At 65.4% G+C, this 14,521-nt stretch carries 12 protein-coding genes; 4 read left to right on the top strand and 8 right to left on the bottom strand.

What is annotated here, in order from left to right; translation table 11 throughout:
- Positions 1–68: 68 nt before the first annotated feature.
- A complete protein-coding gene (locus ABWV23_RS02940; protein WP_353344757.1) occupies positions 69–1,088 on the top strand; it encodes a ribose-phosphate pyrophosphokinase in 1,020 nt (339 codons plus the stop codon).
- A gap of 16 nt (positions 1,089–1,104) precedes the next feature.
- Here ABWV23_RS02940 and ABWV23_RS02935 read toward each other — a convergent pair whose 3' ends face one another.
- The 7 genes from ABWV23_RS02935 to ABWV23_RS02905 form a co-directional block, all read right to left on the bottom strand.
- The gene (locus ABWV23_RS02935) at positions 1,105–1,455 is read right to left on the bottom strand and encodes an H-type lectin domain-containing protein (protein ID WP_353344755.1); all 351 of its coding nucleotides are present in this window, start codon (positions 1,453–1,455) and stop codon (positions 1,105–1,107) included.
- A gap of 123 nt (positions 1,456–1,578) precedes the next feature.
- Entirely contained in the window at positions 1,579–1,995 is a 417-nt protein-coding gene (locus tag ABWV23_RS02930) for a F0F1 ATP synthase subunit epsilon (RefSeq protein WP_353344753.1), read from the bottom strand.
- Positions 1,996–2,006: 11 nt separating this feature from the next.
- Entirely contained in the window at positions 2,007–3,431 is a 1,425-nt protein-coding gene (gene atpD, locus ABWV23_RS02925; RefSeq protein WP_353344751.1) for a F0F1 ATP synthase subunit beta, read from the bottom strand.
- Positions 3,432–3,450: 19 nt separating this feature from the next.
- Positions 3,451–4,326 (bottom strand): F0F1 ATP synthase subunit gamma, encoded by an 876-nt coding sequence (locus tag ABWV23_RS02920; RefSeq protein ID WP_353344749.1) that lies wholly within the window; start codon positions 4,324–4,326, stop codon positions 3,451–3,453.
- Positions 4,327–4,338: 12 nt separating this feature from the next.
- On the bottom strand, positions 4,339–5,874 hold the full coding sequence (gene atpA, locus ABWV23_RS02915; RefSeq protein ID WP_353344747.1) for a F0F1 ATP synthase subunit alpha: 1,536 nt from the start codon (positions 5,872–5,874) through the stop codon (positions 4,339–4,341).
- Entirely contained in the window at positions 5,875–6,435 is a 561-nt protein-coding gene (locus ABWV23_RS02910; RefSeq protein ID WP_353345244.1) for a F0F1 ATP synthase subunit delta, read from the bottom strand.
- Between the two features lie 294 nt (positions 6,436–6,729).
- Positions 6,730–7,464 (bottom strand): methyltransferase domain-containing protein, encoded by a 735-nt coding sequence (locus tag ABWV23_RS02905; protein ID WP_353344745.1) that lies wholly within the window; start codon positions 7,462–7,464, stop codon positions 6,730–6,732.
- Between the two features lie 74 nt (positions 7,465–7,538).
- Between ABWV23_RS02905 and gloB the strand changes: the two genes are divergently transcribed.
- From gloB to ABWV23_RS02890, 3 genes are all read left to right on the top strand, one after another.
- On the top strand, positions 7,539–8,306 hold the full coding sequence (gene gloB / locus ABWV23_RS02900) for a hydroxyacylglutathione hydrolase (RefSeq protein ID WP_353344743.1): 768 nt from the start codon (positions 7,539–7,541) through the stop codon (positions 8,304–8,306).
- Between the two features lie 319 nt (positions 8,307–8,625).
- Positions 8,626–10,950: an ATP-dependent Clp protease ATP-binding subunit ClpA gene (gene clpA, locus ABWV23_RS02895; protein ID WP_353344741.1), complete on the top strand. Its 2,325-nt coding sequence runs from the start codon at positions 8,626–8,628 to the stop codon at positions 10,948–10,950.
- Positions 10,950–11,912 carry a M23 family metallopeptidase gene (locus ABWV23_RS02890; protein WP_353344739.1) on the top strand — a complete coding sequence of 321 codons (963 nt, stop codon included), beginning with the start codon at positions 10,950–10,952 and terminating at the stop codon, positions 11,910–11,912. Before clpA ends, ABWV23_RS02890 begins: the two co-directional genes overlap by 1 nt.
- 16 nt (positions 11,913–11,928) lie before the next feature.
- On the opposite strand, the gene ABWV23_RS02885 is transcribed toward ABWV23_RS02890, so the two are convergent.
- On the bottom strand, positions 11,929–14,520 hold the full coding sequence (locus ABWV23_RS02885) for a peptidoglycan -binding protein (RefSeq protein WP_353344737.1): 2,592 nt from the start codon (positions 14,518–14,520) through the stop codon (positions 11,929–11,931).
- Position 14,521: the final 1 nt, after the last annotated feature.

The following is a 14,521-nucleotide window of genomic DNA, read 5'->3' as shown; positions in this document are numbered from 1 at the left end:
GCCATGTTAAGCGGTGTCAACATCACGAATCTTTCTCACCAGACCTTGCTGCCCGGGGATAGCTGCACATGGCGACACTGAACGAACCCAAGCTCATCGCTGGGAACGCCAACCTTCCACTTGCCGAGGCCATCGCACGCCGCATGAGCATGCACCGCGGCGTCAACCTCGGGCTGGTAGATGCCCGCGTCGAACGGTTCAACGACGGCGAGATCTTTGTCGAGGTCTACGAGAACGTGCGCGGCGAGGACATGTTCCTGATCCAGCCGACATCGAACCCGGCCAATGACAACCTGATGGAACTGCTGATCATGTCCGACGCGCTGCGCCGGTCCTCGGCACAGCGGATCACCGCCGTGATCCCCTATTTCGGTTATGCCCGCCAGGACCGCCGCACCAAGGCCCGCACGCCGATCAGCGCCAAGCTTGTGGCCAACCTGCTGACCCAGTCGGGGATCGAACGGGTACTGACCATGGACCTGCACGCGGCACAGATCCAGGGGTTCTTCGACATCCCCGTGGACAACCTTTATGCCTCGCCGATCTTTGCACTGGATATCCGCACCCATTTCAAGGCGCAGATGGACGACATCATGGTGGTTTCGCCCGATGTCGGCGGCGTGGCCCGCGCCCGCGAGCTGGCCAAGCGCATCAACTCGCCCCTCGCGATCGTTGACAAGCGCCGTGAAAAACCCGGCGAGGTTGCTGAAATGACGGTAATCGGCAACGTCACCGACAAGATCTGCATCATCGTCGACGACATGTGCGACACCGCCGGCACCCTGTGCAAGGCGGCCGAGGTGCTGCTCGAGAACGGCGCGAAAGAGGTCCACGCCTATATCACCCACGGCGTGATGAGCGGCCCGGCTGTGGAGCGCGTGTCCAATTCGGTGATGAAGTCGCTGGTGCTGACCGACACCATCCAGCCCAGCCCGTCGGTGCTGGGGGCGCACAACATCCGTATCGTGCCCACCGCGCCGATCTTTGCCCAGGCAATCCTGAACATCTGGTACGGCACCAGCGTGTCGTCGCTGTTCGAGGACAAGACGCTGTCGCCGATTTACGAGTCGCTCTACACCATGGACTGAGGCGCGGCTCCCGCGCTCAGTCGATCACCCAGTTGTCGTCATGCTCCAGCGCGCCGATCGCGAGCCAGGTCGCGCGCATCCGCGCGATGCGCGTGTCCAGCCAGGTGCGGAACACGATCTCGAACCCCTCCGCGGTGACATTGTCCGCCGTCAGCTCGGCACGGATCGCCGCGTCGGTGTCGGCGTCAAACAGCGAAATCGAGATATGAACCGACGGCGCGGCGCGAAACGGCTCTCCGAAGCGGACAGCCTTGCGCCGTTCGCGCGGCCCCTCGCCCGTCCACATCGCGCCGCCGTCCTCGAAATCCGAGAACAGAACGACATCGCCCTGGTCGATGCCGATAAGGTGGTTGTCCAGCTTCTTCATGTCCCGCCCGGTTGTTCCCCAAGTGCTTGACAACAAAGCATTTCGAAAAACCCTTTGTCAAAACAAAACCGGCCCCCGAGGGGGCCGGCTTTTTTTGGGTCGGGCCAGAGGGGCCGCCGAGGATCACAGGCTCATGTGATCGCCGAGGGCCTCCATGTCCGCCAGCAGTTTGGCTGCATCGTCAACGATGCTGGGCTGCACGTCGCTCGCGGCCTTGGCGGCCTCGTGCTTGGCGCGGGTCTCGGCGATCAGGTCGTCGAGATGACCACGGGTCATCTCGCCCGCCGGCATCGCCTTTTCCGCCAGCACCGAAATCGACCCGCTGCCGATCTCGGCGAACCCGCCGGTCACGATGTACTCGGAATTGCCTTCCGGGCTCTCGATCCGCAGCAGGCCCGGACGCAGCGTGGTGATGAGCGGAGCATGATCGGGCATCGCCGTCATGTCGCCATCGGCGCCGGGAATCTGCACCGCGCTGGCCTGGACCGACGCAAGGCGTCGCTCCGGGCTGACGAGGTCGAATTGAATCGTATCTGCCATGAGGGCGCTCCTTAGGCGGCTTCAGCCGCCATCTTTTCGGCCTTGGCGATAACGTCTTCGATGCCGCCGACCATGTAGAACGCGCCTTCCGGCAGATGGTCGTATTCACCGGCGACAACCGCCTTGAACGATTTGATGGTGTCTTCCAACGGCACCTGCACACCGTCCGAGCCGGTGAACACCTTGGCCACGTCGAAGGGCTGCGACAGGAAGCGCTGGATCTTCCGGGCACGGGCCACGGTCAGCTTGTCCTCTTCGCTCAGTTCATCCATGCCGAGAATGGCAATGATGTCCTGAAGCGACTTGTAACGCTGCAGGATCCCCTGCACGTCACGCGCAACCTGGTAGTGCTCTTCACCAAGGATCGACGGGTCCATCAGGCGCGAGGTCGAGTCGAGCGGGTCCACGGCGGGATAGATGCCGAGCTCGGAGATCGCGCGCGACAGAACGGTGGTCGCGTCGAGGTGGGCAAAGGTGGTGGCCGGGGCCGGGTCGGTCAGGTCGTCCGCGGGAACGTAGACGGCCTGGATCGAGGTGATCGAGCCGGCCTTGGTCGAGGTGATGCGTTCCTGCATCGCGCCCATGTCGGTGGCCAGCGTCGGCTGGTAGCCCACTGCCGAGGGGATACGACCCAGCAGCGCCGACACCTCGGAGCCCGCCTGGGTAAAGCGGAAGATGTTGTCGACGAAGAACAGAACGTCGGTCCCGGACTGGTCGCGGAACTGCTCGGCCAGGGTCAGGCCGGTCAGGGCAACACGGGCACGGGCTCCCGGCGGCTCGTTCATCTGGCCGTAGACCAGTGCCACCTGTGATTCCTCGAGGTTGTCGGGCTTGATCACGTTGGATTCGATCATTTCCCAGTAAAGGTCGTTGCCCTCACGGGTCCGCTCGCCAACACCGGCGAACACCGAGTAGCCCGAGTGCACCTTGGCGATGTTGTTGATCAGTTCCATGATCAGAACCGTCTTGCCCACGCCGGCACCGCCGAACAGGCCGATCTTGCCGCCCTTGGCGTAGGGGGCCAGCAGGTCGACGACCTTGATGCCGGTCACCAGGACCTCGGATTCGGTCGACTGTTCAGAGAAGGCCGGGGCCGGCTGGTGGATCGCACGGGTTTCCGTGGCCTCGACCGGACCCTTTTCGTCGACCGGCTCACCGACCACGTTCAGGATGCGGCCCAGAGTCGCGTTGCCAACCGGCACCGAGATCGGCGCGCCGGCGTCGGTCACTTCCTGGCCGCGAACCAGACCTTCGGTCGCGTCCATGGCGATGGTACGAACGGTGTTCTCGCCCAGGTGCTGGGCCACTTCCAGAACCAGCCGCTTGCCGTTGTTGTCGGTTTCCAGTGCGTTCAGAATCTCGGGCAGGTGGCCGTCGAACTGAACGTCCACAACGGCGCCAATCACCTGAGTGATCTTGCCTTTTTTGTTTGCCATTGTTTCGTCTCCGGTTCTTTTACAGGGCTTCCGCGCCCGAAATGATTTCAATCAGCTCGTTGGTGATCACGGCCTGACGCGAACGGTTGTATTCGATGGTCAGCCTGTCGATCATATCGCCCGCGTTGCGGGTCGCATTGTCCATCGCGCTCATCCGTGCCCCCTGCTCCGAGGCGCCGTTCTCCAGCAACGCGCTGAAGATGGCCGTCGCCACGCCCTTGGGCAGGAGATCGGCCAGGATGGCCTCTTCGTCGGGTTCGTAATCATAAAGCGTGGCCTCATCCGAGGCCGCGTCCTGATCGAACTCGGCCGGGATGATCTGATGCGCCTGTGGCACCTGGGTGACCACGTTCACGAACTCGGCGAAAAAGATCGTCGCGACGTCGAACTCACCGGCGTCAAACCGGTCGAGGATGTCCTTGGCAATGCCCTGCGCATCGGCATAGCCGACCCGCTTGACCTCGGTCATGTCGACATGGCCGACATAGAACTTGCCCAGATCACGCTTGAGCGCGTCGCGACCCTTCTTGCCGACGGTCAGGATCTTGACCGTCTTGCCCTCGGCCAGCAGCCGCTCGGCATGGGTCCGGGCGGTCTTGGCGATGGAGCTGTTGAAGCCCCCGCACAAGCCACGCTCGGCCGTCATCACGACCAGGAGATGAACCTGGTCGCTGCCGGTGCCACGCAGAAGCTTGGGGGCGCTGTCGCTGCCCCCGACCGATGCGGCCAGCCCGGCCATCACGGCATTGAACCGTTCGGCATAGGGGCGGGCCTCTTCGGCGGCCTCCTGGGCGCGGCGAAGTTTCGCCGCGGCCACCATCTGCATGGCCTTGGTGATCTTGCGGGTCGATTTGACCGACTCGATCCTGTTTTTCAGGTCCTTCAGACTTGGCATTGTCCGAACCCCTTATGCGAAATCGGCGGCGAATTCGTCGATAGCTGCGCGCACCTTGTCTTCGGCTTCACCCTTGATCTTGGGATCGTCGTTGGTGATCCAGTCCAGCAGATCCTGATGCTTGCCACGCATGTGCGCCAGCAGGCCGGCCTCGAAGCGGCCGACATCGCCGACGGCGATCTTGTCGAGGAAGCCCAGAGTACCGGCGCAGATCACGATGACGATCTCGGCGTTGGTCAGCGGCGAGTACTGCGGCTGTTTCATCAGCTCGGTCAGGCGCGCACCACGGTTCAGCAGCTGCTGGGTCGCGGCGTCGAGGTCGGAACCGAACTGGGCAAAGGCCGCCATCTCGCGGTACTGGGCCAGCGACAGCTTGATCGGGCCGGCGACCGACTTCATCGCGTTGGTCTGGGCCGAGGAGCCCACGCGCGACACCGACAGACCGGTGTTCACGGCCGGGCGGATACCCTGGTAGAACAGCTCGGTTTCCAGGAAGATCTGGCCGTCGGTGATCGAGATCACGTTGGTCGGGATAAAGGCCGACACGTCGCCGCCCTGGGTTTCGATGATCGGCAGCGCGGTCAGCGAACCGGCGCCGAAATCCTCGTTCAGCTTGGCGGAGCGTTCCAGCAGGCGGGAGTGGAGGTAGAACACGTCGCCCGGATAGGCTTCACGCCCCGGCGGACGACGCAGCAGCAGCGACATCTGGCGATAGGACACGGCCTGTTTGGACAGGTCATCATAGATGATCAGCGCGTGCTTGCCGTTGTCGCGGAAATACTCGGCCATGGCAGTGGCGGTATAGGGCGCCAGGTACTGCATCGGCGCGGGTTCCGAGGCGGTCGCGGCGACGACGATCGAATATTCGATGGCGCCGGTCTCTTCCAGCTTCTTCACCAGCTGGGCCACGGTGGAGCGCTTCTGGCCGATGGCGACGTAGACACAGTAGAGCTTCTTGCTCTCGTCGTCGGCGGCGTCGTTATAGACCTTCTGGTTCAGGATCGCGTCAAGCGCCACGGCGGTCTTGCCGGTCTGACGGTCACCAATGATCAGCTCGCGCTGGCCACGGCCGATCGGGATCATCGCGTCGACCGATTTCAGGCCGGTCGCCATCGGCTCGTGCACCGATTTGCGCGGGATGATGCCGGGCGCCTTGACGTCGGCGACCTGACGCTGCGTGGCGTTGATCGGGCCCTTGCCGTCCAGCGGGTTGCCAAGACCGTCGACCACGCGACCCAGCAGCTCGGGGCCGGCGGGAACGTCCACGATCGAGTTGGTGCGCTTGACGGTGTCGCCTTCCTTGATGTCACGGTCGGAGCCGAAGATCACGATACCGACGTTGTCGGCCTCGAGGTTCAGCGCCATGCCCATGATACCGCCGGGAAACTCGACCATCTCGCCGGCCTGAACGTTGTCGAGGCCGTACACGCGGGCGATCCCGTCACCCACGCTGAGGACGCGGCCGATTTCCGCAACCTCGGCTTCTTGACCAAAATTCTTGATCTGGTCCTTCAGGATTGCAGAAATCTCTGCAGCTTGGATACCCATTTATCCGACCTCTTTCATTGCATTCTGGAGGGAGTCGAGCCGCGAACGGATCGAGGTGTCGATCATCTTCGAGCCCACTTTAACGACGAGACCGCCAATGAGGCTTTCATCAACGGTCGCATTCACATTCACGGTCTTGCCCACGCGGGCCGCCAGGGTCTTGGCCAGCTTCTCGGTCTGGGCCTTGGTCAACGCCTTGGCCGAAACCACCTCGGCGGTGACCTCGCCACGCGCCTCGGCGATCAGCCCGCGCAGCGCGGCGATCAGCTGGGGCACCACGAAAAGGCGGCGTTTCTGCGCCATCAGCGCGAGGGACTTGCGCAGCACCTCGGCGATACCCATCTTCTCGGCCACGGCGGTGATCGCGGCTTCCTGCTCGGCGCGGGAATAGATCGGCGACGCCATCAGATCGCGCAGTTCGGCGCTTTCATCCAGCGCGGCGGCCAGATCGTTGAGACCGGATTCGAGTCCGGCAAGGTCGTTGTTCTCTTTCGCGATCTCGAAGATCGCTGTGGCATAGCGCTCGGCGATACCCGCGGAAATCGAAGCTGGTTCGGACACGTCCACCCTTCCGACATTTGGCCCCGGTTGGCCGTAGAATCGGCGGTCCGGGGGCGTGAAAAACAACCCGCCATTCGGCAGGTCATCAAAATCAGCGTGGAGATAGCAGAGCACACCCGACCCCGCAACAACCTATAGCGATAACAGCCATCCCCATTATGCGCTTGTTTTCATACGCTTAGAGAAACTGCGGCGGTTTGCACGAAAACCGGGCGGAAAAAAACGTCACTTTTGGGCGATTTCAAGCGATTCCTGACCGGCCGTAACGGGCAATTCGGGCCCCGCGCGGGCGGATCACGCCGGTTTGGCCAGGCCGTCCAGCGCCTTGATCGGTCTGCGCGCCAGGTCCTTGACGATGGTGCCGCGCGGCGGCTGTACCCGCTTGGAGACCTCCACCATCAGCACCCCGCCGACCAGCACCGTCGGCAGCTTGACGCCCATCCGTTCCAGCAAGGACCCCGAGCGCAACCAGAACCGCCGTGCCGACGGCGGCTGGTACAGCGCGGCCCGATGGTCCTCGGGCAGGAAATGGTGTTCTTTCAGCTGGGTCTCGAGCTGACCCAGCGTATAGGGCCGCCCGTAGCCAAAGGGCGTGCGGTCGCTGCGCGACCACAGGCCGGCCCGGTTGGGCACGATGAACAGGGCCTTGCCCCCCGGCCCCAGCACCCGCCAGCATTCCTCCAGCAGCCGCGACGGGCGCTCGGAGGTTTCCAGTCCGTGCATCACCACCAGCTTGTCGACATGCCCGGTCTCGATCGGCCACAGGGTTTCCTCGCACAGGGCCGAGACATTGGGCATCCCCGCCGGCCAGGGCATCACCCCCTGCGGTCCGGGCATCAGCGCGACCACCCGGCGCGCCTCGGCCAGGTAGGGGCGCAGCAGCGGCACCGCGAATCCGAAGCCGGCGACCGATTGCCCCTTGGCCTCGGGCCACAGTTTCAGCATGGCACCGCGAATCGACGCCTGGGCCGCCCGGCCAAGCGTGCTGCGATAGTAGAAATTGCGCAGATCCTGCACGTCGAGATGCATTGCGGGCGCCCGTGTGATCGGCCAAGCTGGGGGCAGTTTAGCGATGACACCCCGCAATGAAAGGGCGAAAGACCATGCCGCTGGAGATCCTCACAATCCCCTGTCTGTCGGACAACTATGCCTTTCTGGCCCATGACCCGGCAAGCGGCGAGACCGCGCTGGTCGACGCGCCCGAAGCGGCGCCGATCCTGACAGCGTTGTCGGACAAGGGATGGCGGCTGACGCAGGTCCTGCTCACCCATCACCACTGGGACCACGTCGAAGGGCTGGCCGATATCCTGGCGGCCCACCCGGCCAAGGTGACCGGCGCCGCCGCCGATGCCCACCGCCTGCCGCCACTGGATGCCGCCCTGCGCGAGGGCGATCTTGTACAAATCGGGGCAGAAACCGGACAAGTAATCGACGTCTCCGGCCACACCGTGGGCCATGTCGCCTATCACTTTCCCGACAGCCGCGCGCTGTTCACCGCCGACAGCCTGATGGCACTGGGATGCGGCCGGGTGTTCGAGGGCACCATGGCGCAGATGTGGGCCTCGCTGTCGAAACTCGCCGCCCTGCCACCGGAAACGGTGATCTATTCCGGACATGAATACACCCAGGCCAACGGCCGCTTTGCCGAGACCATCGACCCGGACAACCCGGCCCTGCAACAGCGCATCCGCGATATCGCGGCGGCACGGGCCGAGGACAAACCGACCGTTCCCTCGACGCTGGCGTTGGAACTGGCGACCAACCCCTTCCTGCGCGCCGGCGACCCGGCGATTCAGGCACACCTGGGCCTGGTCGGGGCCGATCCGGCCGCGGTCTTTGCCGAGATCCGCACCCGCAAGGACAATTTCTGAACGCGCCGTTGCCGGATGCGCTGGGTCAAAGGGCCGCCTCCGCACCGGCCTGTCCCCCCCCCGAAGGCGGTCGAAAGCCGGGTTTCCCGCCCTTTTGCGGTGTTACCCCACCCTGCGCGCATGGACCTGAGACTTCCTTCAGATGCCGAACATGGGGTCTTCTCGGCGGGTCTGGAGCGAAATGTGACCGCTATTTTGCAGAAAAACCTTGAAGCCCGGCCCCGATCAACCAAACTCTAATAATAGAAAGACATGGTTGGCGCGGGGTAAGGGCATCTGCTCTTGGTCCCTTTCCGACCCAGATCAGAGGAGCACCAACGTGCCTTCATTCTCGAGCACCCTTGAACAGGCCATTCACGCAGCGCTGGCGCTGGCCAACGACCGGCGACATGAATTCGCGACGCTGGAGCATCTGCTGCTGGCGTTGCTGGACGAACCCGACGCCACCCGCGTCATGAAGGCCTGCAGCGTCGATCTGGGCGAATTGCGCAACACGCTCGTCGATTTCATCGACGAGGACCTTTCCAATCTCGTCACCGACATCGACGGCTCCGAGGCGGTTCCGACCGCCGCGTTCCAGCGTGTGATCCAGCGCGCCGCGATCCACGTGCAAAGCTCGGGCCGCACCGAGGTGACCGGCGCCAACGTCCTGGTCGCCATCTTTGCCGAGCGGGAATCCAACGCCGCCTATTTCCTGCAGGAGCAGGACATGACCCGGTACGACGCAGTGAACTTCATCGCGCACGGCGTGGCCAAGGACCCCGCCTTTGGCGAACCGCGCCCGGTTCAGGGCTCGACCGAGGCCGAGGAGGAGATCCACAGCGTCCCCCCCGAGGCCGACCAGAAGGAAAGTGCGCTTGGCAAATACTGCGTCGACCTGAACGCGAAGTCGCGCGAGGGGGCGATCGACCCGCTGATCGGCCGCGACCAGGAGGTGGAGCGCTGTATCCAGGTGCTGTGCCGCCGGCGCAAGAACAACCCGCTGCTGGTGGGTGATCCCGGTGTCGGCAAGACCGCCATCGCCGAGGGGCTGGCCCGCAAGATCGTCAAGGGCGAGGTGCCCGAGGTGCTGTCCAAGACCACGATCTATTCTCTCGACATGGGCGCGCTTTTGGCCGGCACCCGCTATCGCGGCGATTTCGAGGAACGGCTCAAGGCCGTGGTGACCGAGCTCGAGGATCATCCCGACGCGGTCCTGTTCATCGACGAGATTCACACCGTGATCGGCGCCGGGGCCACCTCGGGCGGGGCGATGGATGCCTCGAACCTGCTGAAACCTGCGTTGCAGGGCGGCAAGTTGCGCACCATGGGATCGACCACCTACAAGGAGTTCCGCCAGCACTTCGAAAAGGACCGCGCGCTCAGCCGCCGGTTCCAGAAGATCGACGTGACCGAACCCAGCGTCGAGGACACTGTGAAGATCCTCAAGGGGCTGAAGCCCTATTTCGAGGAGCATCACGGGGTGAAATACACCGGCGATGCGATCAAGACGGCGGTGGAGCTTTCGGCGCGCTACATCAACGACCGCAAGCTGCCCGACAAGGCGATCGACGTGATCGACGAGGCCGGCGCGGCACAACATCTGCTGGCCGAGAGCAAACGGCGCAAGACCATCGGCACCAAGGAGATCGAGGCAGTGGTCGCCAAGATCGCGCGAATCCCGCCCAAGAACGTCTCCAAGGACGATGCCGAGGTGCTCAAGGACCTGGAAAAATCGCTCAAGCGGGTGGTGTTCGGCCAGGACCAGGCGATCGTCGCGCTGTCGAGCGCGATCAAGCTGGCACGCGCCGGGTTGCGCGAGCCGGAGAAACCGATCGGCAACTATCTCTTTGCCGGGCCGACCGGCGTCGGCAAGACCGAGGTCGCCAAGCAACTGGCCGATACGCTGGGGGTCGAGCTTCTGCGCTTCGACATGTCGGAATACATGGAGAAACACGCGGTGAGCCGCCTGATCGGCGCGCCTCCGGGCTATGTCGGTTTCGACCAGGGCGGCATGTTGACCGACGGGGTCGACCAGCACCCGCATTGCGTGCTGCTGCTGGACGAGATGGAAAAGGCGCACCCGGATGTCTACAACATCCTGTTGCAGGTGATGGACCACGGCAAACTGACCGACCACAACGGCCGGACGGTGGATTTCCGCAACGTGATCCTGATCATGACCTCGAACGCGGGCGCCATGGAGCAAGCCAAGAGTGCCATCGGCTTTGGGCGTGATCGCCGCGAGGGCGAGGATACGGCCGCCATCGAGAAGACCTTCACGCCGGAGTTCCGCAACCGTCTCGACGCGGTGATCTCCTTTGCGCCGCTGCCGAAGGAGGTGATCCTGCAGGTGGTCGAGAAGTTCGTTCTGCAGCTCGAGGCACAGCTGCTGGATCGTGGCGTCACCATCGAATTGACCCGCCCGGCAGCCGAATGGCTGGCCGACAAGGGCTATGACGACAAGATGGGCGCGCGCCCGCTGGGCCGTGTGATCCAGGAGTACATCAAGAAACCGCTCGCCGAAGAACTTCTGTTCGGCAAGTTGGCCAAGGGCGGTGTCGTCAAGGTCGGCATCAAGGACGGCGCGCTGGATCTGCGCATCGAAGGACCGGGCAAGCCGCGGCTTTCGGGCGACAAGCCACCGCTGCTGACCGCGGACTGATGCGGGCGGCGCTGCCTGCCCTCTGCCTGGCACTCGCCGCGCCTGTCGCGGCGAGTGCATTCGATCTGACCCCGCCCATCGTCTGCGAGCTCGGCAGGGACTGCCATATCCAGCAATACGCCGATGTCGATCCCGGCCCCGGATCGCAGGATTACCGCTGTGGTCCACTCAGCTATGACGGCCACAAGGGCACCGATTTCGCCCTGCCCTCCCTCGCGGCGATGGAAGCCGGCGTCACGGTGGTGGCCTCTGCGCCCGGCGTGGTGAAGGCGCTGCGCGACGGCATGGCGGACGGCGCCCTTGTCGCCGGCGATACCGCGTCGGTCGAGAATCGTGAATGCGGCAACGGCGTCGTGATCGACCACGGCGACGGCTGGGAAACCCAGTATTGCCACCTACGGCGTGGCTCGGTGCGGGTCTCCAACGGCGACCGCGTGGCACGCGGTGACCCGCTGGGCGCCGTGGGGATGAGCGGCAAGGCCGAATTTCCCCATGTCCACCTGTCCGTGCGCCAAAACGGGGCGGTCATCGATCCCTTTGCCCCCTGGGCGGCACGCTGCGGCGAACCGCCAGAAACCGACCTGTGGCAGGACACCCCGGGGTATGAGCCCGGCGGGCTGATCGCGGCGGGCTTTGCCGGCGGGATGCCCGGGTTTGACGCGATCAAGGCCGGGCGGGCGGCGGTGAACGACCTTGATCGCGACGCGCCGGCGCTGGTCCTGTTCGGCTATGTCTTTGGCGGACAGATGGGCGATGTGATCGAAATCATGATCGACGGCCCCGATGGCCGTGTCGTCGCCCACAGCGTCGAGCTGGAGAAAACCCAGGCCCAGTTGTTCCGCGCCGCCGGCAAGCGCCGGCCCGGTGCCGGATGGCCGGCGGGGCAGTATGAGGGCGAGGTTCGGATTCTGCGCAATCGCCAGGAAATCGACCGCGCGCGGGTCACCGTCACGGTCGAATAACCCGCGCCGAACCGCCCTATTTCTCGGTCAGTTTCAACTCGATCCGCCGGTTCTGCGCCCGCGCCTCGGCGGTGTCGGCGGTATTGACCGGCTGGTATTCCCCGAACCCGTTGGCCGACAGCCGGTTCGGCGGGATGCCCTGTTCGGCAACCATGTAACGCACCACCGAGAGCGCGCGCGCCTGGCTGAGCTCCCAGTTATCGGCGAATTCGGCACCGGGGCGGATCGGCACGTTGTCGGTATGGCCGTCGACACGGATCACCCAATCGATCCCGTCCGGGATCTCCGCGGAAATCCCGCGCAGGATGCGGGCGATCTTGTCGATCTCGGTCTTGCCGGCGGCGGCCAGGTCGGCCTCGCCCGGGGCGAACAGAACCTCCGAGGAGAACACGAAGCGGTCGCCCTGGATGCGGACCCCCTCCTGGTCGCCCAGAACCTCGCGCAAGCGACCAAAGAACTCGGACCGGTAGCGTTCCAGGTCCTTGGCCTGTTCCTTGAGCTTCTCGGCCTCCTCGGCGCGGGCCTTGGCCACTTCCTCCAGCCGCTTGCGTTCGGCCTCTTCCAGCAGCCGCCGCTTGCGCTCTTCCGAGGCGGCGCGCGCCAGTGCGGTGTTCAGGTCCTTGCCGAGGTTCTCCAACTGCACCTGCTGCGCCGCGTCCCGGTCCTTGTAGTCGTCAAGCAACGCCTGCAGGCTGCCCAGCTGGCGGCGCAACTCGGAGACCTGCTGGTTGAGCAAGGCGGTCTGGCGCTGTGCCTCGGTCGAGCTGTCTTGCTGCGCGGCCAGCGTTTCGCGGGCCTTGGCCAGCAACACCGCGCGCTGTTCGGCCAGGCTCATCTGCTCCTCGGCGCGTTTCTCGGCGGCCTCGCGGGCGGCCAGTGCCGCAATCAGGCGTTGGCGCAGCTCGTCCTTGTCGGTGGCGGCGGCCTGGGCTTTTTCGAGCGAGTCCAGCGCCTGCAACAGCCGTGCCTCGACCGAGGCGCGATCCTCGGCGGTGCTCTCGGCGGCGGAGCGGGCGGCGACCAGATCCGCGCGTGCGCGTGACAGCTCGGCCTCCAGTGCAGCGATCCTCCAGGCGGCATCGGTGCGCGCGGCGGACAGCTCCGCGTTCAGCGCGGCCAGCGCCGCATCGTGCTCGACATTGGCATGGGCCAGACGCGCCTCAAGCGCGGCTTGGGCCTCGTCGGCGGCGGTGCGCGCGGCCTGCAGGGCAGCGGTCAGTTCTGCCTGTGCCGCCTCGGCCTCGGTATTCAGCGTCGCGATCCGGGCCTCGTACTCCTGCCGCAGGGCGGCGTTCTCCTGTTGCAGGCGGGTCAGCTCGGTCTCGAAGTCCGATTGTGTCTCGACGTTCTGCGCCCGTTGCCGCGCGAGTTCGGCCTCAAGCGCCGCCTGCGTGGTGGCGGCCCCGGCCCGCGCCTCGTCCAGTTTCGCCTGCAAGGCGGCGCGCGCGGCGGCGGCCTCTTCGCGCAGGCGGGTCAGTTGCGCCTCCAGCGCGGCGCGGGTTTCGACCTCCTTGGCCTGCGCCGCGTCCAGCTCGGCGCTCAGGGTCTCGCGGGTGCGCGCCGCCTCGCCCCGGACCCGCGAAAGCTCGACCTCCAGCGCGCCGACCATCTCGGCGTTCTCGGCCTTGGCCACCTCCATCTGCGCCAGCACGCGGGTCAGGCGTTCGGCCAGTTCGTCGCGCTTGGCTGCCTCGGCGCTGGCCGTGTCGAGATCGGCCAGCGCGGCGATCAGTTTCTCGTCCAGGGTGTCGCGCTCGGCCTCGGCGGCGGCCAGCAGGACCAGGGTCTCCTCGGCCTCGCGGCGCTTTTGTTCCAGCGCGAGGGTCATCGCGGTCAGTTCGGCATCCGCCTTTTCCAGCTTGTCGCGCAGCGCCTGCGCGGCGGCGGCCTCGACCAGCCGCGCCGCCTCCTCGTCGCTGAGCCGGGTTTCCAGCGCGGCGACCTGGTCGGACAGGCGCGCGGCCTCGGCGGTCTTTTCGCTGTCGCGGCGGCGCAGGTCGGCGATCAGCGCATCGAGCGCCTCGCGCCGGGACGCGGCCAGCCGCGCCGCCTCGGCCTGGGCGTCGATTTCCTCGCGGCTTTGCGCCAACGCCAGGTTCAATGCCTCCTGCTCCGAGAGCAGTTCGGCCTTTTCCTGTTCCAGCGCCGCAATATTGCCCAGCGCTGCCTCGCGGTCGGCCAGCAGGCCGGCGACCTGCTCTTCGAAGGTGGCGATGCGACCGCGCGCCTGCTCCAGCGCCGCCGCCTGCCGGTCGCGGTCGGCGGTGAGGGTGGCGATTACCGTGGCCCGCTGGTCCAGCTCGGCCTGCGCCTGGTCCAAGTCGTCGCGGGTGTCGCTCAGGGTGGCGGTCAGCGCCCCCATCCGCGCCGAAAGCTGAGCGTTGCGTCGCTCTTCCAGGCCCAGGGCAGCGGCCAGCGCGCTGACCTCGTTCGAGAGCGCGTCAAGCTGGGTCTCCTGTCCTGTGATGGTCTCGCGCAGCACGAACATGACCACCATGAAAATGGTCAGGACGAACATCAGCACCAGCAAAAGGCCCGTCATCGCGTCCACGAAACCGGGCCAGATCGACCCCTGGAAGCGTTGCCCGGTGCGGCGCGACAGGGCCATG

The organism is Aquicoccus sp. SU-CL01552, from assembly GCF_040365005.1.
Taxonomy (GTDB): domain Bacteria; phylum Pseudomonadota; class Alphaproteobacteria; order Rhodobacterales; family Rhodobacteraceae; genus Antarcticimicrobium.
The sequence above is the reverse complement of the archived record's forward strand: the minus strand, read 5'-3'. Positions and strand labels throughout refer to the sequence as shown.

What these genes read in the sequence shown, in the direction of transcription:
- ABWV23_RS02940 (WP_353344757.1), top strand. Translation starts at nt 69, where the DNA reads ATGGCGACACTGAACGAACCCAAGCTCATCGCTGGGAACGCCAACCTT.
- ABWV23_RS02935 (WP_353344755.1), bottom strand. Translation starts at nt 1,455, where the DNA reads ATGAAGAAGCTGGACAACCACCTTATCGGCATCGACCAGGGCGATGTC.
- ABWV23_RS02930 (WP_353344753.1), bottom strand. Translation starts at nt 1,995, where the DNA reads ATGGCAGATACGATTCAATTCGACCTCGTCAGCCCGGAGCGACGCCTT.
- atpD (WP_353344751.1), bottom strand. Translation starts at nt 3,431, where the DNA reads ATGGCAAACAAAAAAGGCAAGATCACTCAGGTGATTGGCGCCGTTGTG.
- ABWV23_RS02920 (WP_353344749.1), bottom strand. Translation starts at nt 4,326, where the DNA reads ATGCCAAGTCTGAAGGACCTGAAAAACAGGATCGAGTCGGTCAAATCG.
- atpA (WP_353344747.1), bottom strand. Translation starts at nt 5,874, where the DNA reads ATGGGTATCCAAGCTGCAGAGATTTCTGCAATCCTGAAGGACCAGATC.
- ABWV23_RS02905 (WP_353344745.1), bottom strand. Translation starts at nt 7,464, where the DNA reads ATGCATCTCGACGTGCAGGATCTGCGCAATTTCTACTATCGCAGCACG.
- gloB (WP_353344743.1), top strand. Translation starts at nt 7,539, where the DNA reads ATGCCGCTGGAGATCCTCACAATCCCCTGTCTGTCGGACAACTATGCC.
- ABWV23_RS02890 (WP_353344739.1), top strand. Translation starts at nt 10,950, where the DNA reads ATGCGGGCGGCGCTGCCTGCCCTCTGCCTGGCACTCGCCGCGCCTGTC.
- ABWV23_RS02885 (WP_353344737.1), bottom strand. Translation starts at nt 14,520, where the DNA reads ATGGCCCTGTCGCGCCGCACCGGGCAACGCTTCCAGGGGTCGATCTGG.